At 64.8% G+C, this 6,703-nt stretch carries 6 protein-coding genes; 2 read left to right on the plus strand and 4 right to left on the minus strand.

Translation table 11 applies throughout. The features are described 5' to 3' along the window. Positions 1-174: 174 nt before the first annotated feature. Positions 175-1,008 carry an AraC family transcriptional regulator gene (locus RFM52_RS30090; RefSeq protein ID WP_320298290.1) on the plus strand — a complete coding sequence of 278 codons (834 nt, stop codon included), beginning with the start codon at positions 175-177 and terminating at the stop codon, positions 1,006-1,008. A 161-nt stretch (positions 1,009-1,169) separates the two neighbouring features. Here RFM52_RS30090 and RFM52_RS30095 read toward each other — a convergent pair whose 3' ends face one another. From RFM52_RS30095 to RFM52_RS30110, 4 genes are all read right to left on the minus strand, one after another. Beyond that, positions 1,170-2,105 carry a bifunctional helix-turn-helix transcriptional regulator/GNAT family N-acetyltransferase gene (locus RFM52_RS30095; RefSeq protein ID WP_320298291.1) on the minus strand — a complete coding sequence of 312 codons (936 nt, stop codon included), beginning with the start codon at positions 2,103-2,105 and terminating at the stop codon, positions 1,170-1,172. A 173-nt stretch (positions 2,106-2,278) separates the two neighbouring features. Next, positions 2,279-3,415, minus strand: a complete 1,137-nt coding sequence (locus RFM52_RS30100) for an alanine racemase (protein ID WP_320298292.1) — start codon at positions 3,413-3,415, stop codon at positions 2,279-2,281. Continuing rightward, positions 3,412-4,692 (minus strand): D-arabinono-1,4-lactone oxidase, encoded by a 1,281-nt coding sequence (locus RFM52_RS30105; RefSeq protein WP_320298293.1) that lies wholly within the window; start codon positions 4,690-4,692, stop codon positions 3,412-3,414. The genes RFM52_RS30100 and RFM52_RS30105 overlap by 4 nt, the downstream gene beginning before the upstream one ends. A gap of 14 nt (positions 4,693-4,706) precedes the next feature. Continuing rightward, on the minus strand, positions 4,707-5,891 hold the full coding sequence (locus RFM52_RS30110) for an MFS transporter (protein ID WP_320298294.1): 1,185 nt from the start codon (positions 5,889-5,891) through the stop codon (positions 4,707-4,709). Between the two features lie 120 nt (positions 5,892-6,011). Between RFM52_RS30110 and RFM52_RS30115 the strand changes: the two genes are divergently transcribed. Continuing rightward, the gene (locus RFM52_RS30115; RefSeq protein ID WP_320298295.1) at positions 6,012-6,638 is read left to right on the plus strand and encodes a TetR/AcrR family transcriptional regulator; all 627 of its coding nucleotides are present in this window, start codon (positions 6,012-6,014) and stop codon (positions 6,636-6,638) included. Positions 6,639-6,703: the final 65 nt, after the last annotated feature.

Genomic DNA, 6,703 nt, shown 5'->3' on the forward strand with positions numbered 1-6,703 from the left:
CTCCGGGCCGTTCGTTATCGGGACGCCCCTTCCCGGACTGCTCGGTAGCGCCGCGTCGGTTTCCGCATCCGACGCGGCGCAGGTCGCATATGCGCATTGTTGCTCGAAGCGCAATTTCGATCAAACTGTCCGCCGGCGGGGCGGCTAGTGTCGTCCCGCCAAATGCGAGGAGCCATGAACCCGACCGAGAAAGCGCTGTGGTTTGTCGAAAGCCACCTTCCCGACGCCATCAGCCTCGACGAAATAGCGGCAAGCAGCGGCGTGTCGCGCTTCCATGTGACGCGCGCCTTCGGCGCCGCCACGGGACGGTCGGTCATGGGCTACATGCGGGCGCGCCGCTTGAGCGAAGCGGCGCGCAAGCTGGCCGGCGGCGCGCCCGACATTCTCTGCGTCGCGCTCGATGCCGGTTACGGCTCGCATGAGGCGTTCACGCGGGCCTTTCGAGATGCGTTCGGCACCACGCCGGAACTGGTACGCGCGCAAGGCTCGACCCAAAACCTCGACCTCGTGGAGCCCATTCTGATGGACAGTTCGCTTCTCACAACACTCGAGCCGCCGCGCTTCGAGACCAGCCGCCCCTTCCTGATCGCCGGGCTCGGCGAACGCTACAGCTGCGAGACCAGCGCCGGCATCCCAATGCAATGGCAGCGCTTCGCCCCCTATATCGGCAACATTCCAGGCGAGGTGCCCGGCGTGTTCTACGGCGTCTGCCTCAATGGCGACGACGCCGGCAATTTCGACTATGTCGTCGGCGTCGAGGTGAAGGATTTCTCCGACCTGCCCAAGGATTTTTATCGGGCGCGCATACCGGCGCAGAGATACGCGGTGTTCGCGCATCGCGAGCACATCTCGACCATCCGCCGCACCATCAACACGATCTGGAACAGCTGGCTGCCGGCCTCCGGCCATGAGGTCGCCGACGCGCCGGAATTCGAACGCTACGGGCCAGAGTTCGATGCGCATTCCGGCAATGGCGGGCTGGAGATCTGGCTGCCGGTGAAGGGGTGAGGCGCGCCTTCCCTTCTCCCCTTGTGGGAGAAGGTGGATTGCCGCGAAGCGGCAAGACGGATGAGGGGTGTTCCAGGGAAAGCCAGCGTCCCGCTTCGCTGGAGCACCCCTCATCCGTCGCCTTCGGCGACACCTTCTCCCACAAGGGGAGAAGGGGGAGCCTAGAGCTGCAGATCCCACGTCTGGCCAACCAGGTCCTTGCCGAAGGAGTGGTGCTTTTCCTCCTCGACCAGCTTGAATCCGGCGGCCTGGTAGATGCGGCGGGCCGAGCCCAGTATGTCGTTGGTCCAGAGCGTCAGCCTCTTGTAGCCCTTGGCGCGGGCGAAGGCGATGCATTCGTCGACCAGCCTTGCGCCGATGCCGAGGCCGCGCGCCGAATGCTCGACATAGAGCAGCCTAAGCTTAGCCACGTCGGCCGACTTGCGCACGACGAAGACCGAGCCGACCACCTCGCCCTCGCGCTCGGCGATCCAGGCGCGCTCCCAGTCCGGATCGAACTTCTTGACGAATTCGCCAAGGATCTCGGCGACCAGCGCCTCGTAGGTTCCGTCCCAGCCATAGTCCTGCGTGTAGAGCATGCCCTGGCGGCGCGTGATCCAGCCGATGTCGCCGACCTGCAGCGGGCGAAGGATATAAGGCACTTTCGGCTCGGGCTTGTCGCCGAGCAGGTCCTGCACGGTGCGCATGGCCTTGACCAGCCGCTCCTGGTCGACAGGCGCCAGACGATCGAGCAGCGCGCGCACCTGATCGTGCGAATCCTGGTTGAGCGGCGCGAAGGCTTCCCTTCCAGCCGTCGTCAACGCGATCGAGGCGCGGCGCGCGTCGGCCTCGCTGGCCTCGCGCTCGACCAGGCCGCGCTCCTCGAACTTTTTCAGCAGACGGCTGACATAGCCGGGGTCGAGGCCGAGATCGCGCACCAGGTCGCTGGCGACGAGCCCATCGCGATTGGCAAGCTCATAAAGCACCCGCGCCTCGGTCAGCGAAAACGGGCTCTTCAACAGGCCTTCGTCGAGCAGGCCGATCTGGCGGGTATAGAAGCGGTTGAAGGACCGGACCGTGTCAATGCGTTCCTTGCCGGGGTGATCGTGGATGGTCATGGCGGTTTCTCCTGTCCCAGGCAGGATCGATCATTTAGTTGACTAAGTCAATAAACCGATCATCACGCCTTCGTCATTCCAGGGCGGAGCAAGGAGCGAAGCGAGGCGCGCGAGACCCTGGAATGACGACATCGCGGATGCAGGCGCCAATGGCGAGCGCCGATGCGGCAGCCTCACCCCATCGGCAGCGCCGGCCAGAACTCCACGATGCGGCCGTTGGAAAACACCGCAATCGCACCGAAATGCTGCAGCACAGCCTCGCTCTGCGTCGGCCGCAGGAAGGCATAGTCGCCAGGCTTCACGTTCGCTCCCGCGGGCAGCCCCATGAACTGCTGGTTGGAGGACAGGCCGATCAAGCTGTTCGGCTTCATGCCATCGGGAAACACCGGCTCGGCCATCCACTTGCCGCCATAGAGATAGCAGCCCTTGCGCGGGAAGAGGCCGAGCGACTGCAACGCCTTGGAAACCGCCGCCGGGCCAGGCAGCATCGCATCGACCGCCTTGAGGATCGGGGCGGCGATGAAGGCCGCCGGCTGGAAACGGTCGAGGCCGGGCGTGTCGAAATCGCTGGGCAACACGAAAGCGGAGCCCATCGACACTTCGTTCGCCACACCCGCGCCATGCAGCAGCGCCGTCTTCGAGCCGCCAATGTTGAGGATGCGGCGCGCCTGCGGCTCCAGCACATCGATAAAGCCGGCAGCCTTGGCCGAGGCCCGCTTCAGGGCCTTGGCCGCGCCGCCGAACAAACCGGGGATCTCCGGCGCATGCGCCTCATAGGCCATGATGCCTTCGCAGCGCAGGCGCTCCGGTATCGTCAGCGCCTTGATCTCGGCCGGACTGGAAAAACCGCCGCGATGCAGACCGACATCGACCTCGAAGGCGAAGCGCAATTCGGTGTCGAGCGCGGCGGCCAAGGCGCCATATTCGGCCAGCCGCTCCGGCGTGTCGATCAGCCAGCAGACGCGCGACCACCAGCCGGCGCCGCCCCTGGTCAGCGCAGCCTTGGCGGCGCCGACCGGCATCGGCTTGCCGTAGAGCAGGTCGCCCTCGGGAAAAGCGTCGAGCACGGCCTGCGACACCGGCGGGTGGAAGGTCATGAAGCGGTTGGTGCCAAGCACCCTGGCGATGTGCGAAAGCAGCGGCACGCAGGGCAGCGACTTGTCGACCAGCCGCACGCCAAGCCCCGGCGCCAGCCTCTCCTTCGCCAGGGCGATGTTGCCGTCCAGCCGGTCGCGGTCGAGCACCAGGCAGGGCCGGAAAATCTCGGCGGCCCTCAATGCGTCGGACAGAGCAGCAAAATAGGCGCTCATGGTTGGATGCCGAACAGGCCGGCCATGTAGGGCGAGACGAAACGGTTTTGCGGATCGATGTCGCGCCGCACCGCCATCGCGTCATCCCAGCGCGGATAGAGCTTCTTGAAATCCGCCGCCTTCAGGCTGTGCATTTTCCCCCAATGCGGCCTGCCGCCATACTTGCGGAAGATCGGCTCGGCGGCGCGCATGAAGGGCAGCGGATCGTTCGCCGCATCGTGATGGATGGCGATCGAGCAGGTCAGCCTCTTGTAGAAAGGCGAAAGCCAGAATTCGTCGGGCGCCACCGAACGCACCTCCATCGGGAAATAGACTTCCGGGAAGTGCTTCTCCGTCAGCGCGATGATCTCGGCCAACGCTTTGGGACCTTCCTCGTAAGGCAGGTGGTACTCCATCTCGTTGAATTTGGTGCGACGGTCGCTGGCGTAGACGTTGAGCCAGTCCTGAACATAATCCTCGGAGGGCACTTTCTTCACCGCGCCCCTGATCAGCGCGCGACGCAACGACGGCAGCCAGCGCAAGGCAGTGCGCAGCTTGCGCAGCGTCGCCAGCCCTTCCTCGTCGTCATCGGTGGGACGCGGCGTCGTCGGCGCGTCGCTGAGATCGCTGGCGATGAACTGCGCATGGTCGGCGAAAGGGATGTAGTAGAACTCGGCCGACCGGTGCGCGGCCATCATCGTCTCGAAATCGCGCAGCATGTCGCCGATCGGCAGCACCCATTTGCGACGGCGCAGCCGATAGCTCGCAATGTTGTTCATCGTCACTTCGGTGAGCACGCCGAAGCTGCCCAGGGCGACACCGGTGGCGTGGATCATATCCTGATCATTCGCCCGGCTGTATTCGCGCAGCTTGCCTTGCCCGTCCACCAGTTGCACCATCTCGAGCTGCGTGTGATAGGCGCCGAGCGTCGGACCCGAACCATGCGTTGCCGTCCCGAGCGCGCCGCCGATCGCCTGCTTGTCGATGTCACCCATGTTGGGCAGGCCCTGGCCGATGTCCTGCAGGATGTACATCAGAGCGCCGAGCCTGGTTCCCGCCCTCACCCGCGCCCGATTGGCGGCCGCTTCATGCGAGACCAGCCCGTCGATCTTCTCCAGCGAGACGATGGCGCCTTCGGACTGCACCAGCGGCGTGAAGGAATGGCCCGCGCCGGCGACGCGCAAAGGACCGGGCGCCGAGCGCACCAGTTCGGCCAGTTCGCCGGCGTCGGCCGGCATCGCGATCAATTTCGGGGAAGCCGTGACGAAGCCCGACCAGTTGCTCCAGGCGTTTGCCATCTCGGTCCTCCCGCTCAGGCCCGGCCGCGCCGTCGCGCGACCAGCACGAAGACGCCGAGCAGAAGTACGCTGGCCAAAGCGGTGGCGGCGGCGAATTCGGGCACCGGCCGGAAGTTCGCGCCATCGATCAGCAGCGAGGCGGCGACCGGCCCGAGCGCAAGGCCGAAAAGCTGGGCAGCCGGCACCAGAAGCACGGCAGTGCGCGTTTCGTCGGCGGTGATTGCCAGGCGGATCTGGTAGGGAACGATGAAGAGCAGGATGAAGCCCATCACCAGTGCCGCCGCCCAGAACACCGAAAGACCCGGACCGGACGCAAGCAGCACCGAGCAGATCGCAGCGATGATGCCGATGATTGTGATGGCAAAGCGGTAGTCGATGCGCGCCTCGAAGATTGTCGCGGTCATCGCGCCGATCACTTGCGCGGCAAGGCTCGCCGAAACCATCAGGCCGACGGTGCGGCCGTCGATGCCGAACTGCGCGCCGATGGGCTCAAGAAAAGCCCAGACGGCACCGAAGAACATAAAATAGCAGAGGATCGACAAAAGCGCGGTGATCGCCGGCACCGTCGCCACATTGGCGAACTGTTCTTCCTTTGGCAGGTCGGCATAGTCGTTCGGCACGGCCCAGGCCACCACCAGCGACAGCAGGCAGACGATGGCGAGCACGATGAAGCCGCCGGCTGAACCCGCGGCAGGCACGGCATAGATCGCGAGGATCAGCGCCAGCGCGCATTGCGCCAAGGTCTGCAGCGTGACGAAATAGCCGCCGATGCGTTCGGCCCGGCGCGAGCGGGCGATCAGCTCGGTCGCGACGGCGACAAGCCCGCCCTCCGCGAGGCCGGCCAGCGTGCGCGCGCCGATCAGTGCATCGGGGCTACCGGCATAAGCGGTCCAAAAATTGGCGAACGCGAGAAGGACAAGCAATATCGTGCTCTTCCAGCGCATGTTCCTGGCGGGGAGCAGCATCGCCACGATCGCCGAGCCGATGGCGATCGCGATCATCTCGGCGGTGGCGACCAGCGCCAGCTCGTCGCCGGTGACATGGCCCTCCGTATAGAGCGCGCCGAGCAGCACCGGCTGCAGTCCGAGGATGAGCAGGCCGACCGAGCCGATCCATAGCGCGGAGGCCAGTTGCAGGCCGGTCGGATTGCCGACCAGCCAATCGCCACTTTCCGCTTGCGCGGCTTGCGATGCAGTCACGAGGTGCCCTCCCTTGCAGCTCGATCCAAAAACTGACAAGTTGTCAGCATTTAGCGAAACTGATACTTGATCATGTTTCTTGTCAACCACGAATTCGCACTCTCGTGAGAGATTTGGCGCATGACGCAGATCAGGCGAACGGCGACGGAACCGCGGCGTAGGCCGAAGCAGGAGCGCAGCCGCGAGCGCATCGATGCGATCCTGGCCACCACCATGCGGTTGATCGGCGAAAAGGGCATCGACGCGGTGACGATGAAGGAGGTCGGCGCGCTTGCCGGCGGGCCGATCGCCACCGTCTATCACTACTTCCCGAGCAAATCAGCGATCCTGGCGATGCTCTACGAGCGGTTTTCCGAGGAAAGCCGTGCCAGATTCGGCGCGATCATCGCCGAGATAGGCCGGCTGGAGGACGTGACCGCGGCGGCTGACCGCCTGCTCGACGATTACTATTCCCGCGTCGCGGCGGACCCGGCGATCCAGGACCTGCAGAACGCCATCCAGGCCGACAAGGCGTTGCAGCATCTCGACATCGCCGAGACGCGGCATCAGGCGAAAATGTTCTGCGACCATGTCGCGCCGATGCTGAAGTCCGAGCAGCGCGAGGCTTTCGGACGCGTCGTGTTCCTGATCTTCCAGCTTGCAGGCGGCGTCGTGCGGCTGGCGCTGACGCAGGACGAGGAAGAAGGCCGGCGCACGATCGACGATTATCGGTCGATCATCCACACGCAGTTGCGGTTGTTTTTGTAGGGCGCCTGCCGCCTAAAGCAGGTCGCGTGAAGAAGAATTCACGCGACCTGCTTTAAGTTTTTGAT

The sequence above is a fragment of the Mesorhizobium humile genome, from assembly GCF_033977215.1.
Taxonomy (GTDB): domain Bacteria; phylum Pseudomonadota; class Alphaproteobacteria; order Rhizobiales; family Rhizobiaceae; genus Mesorhizobium; species Mesorhizobium humile.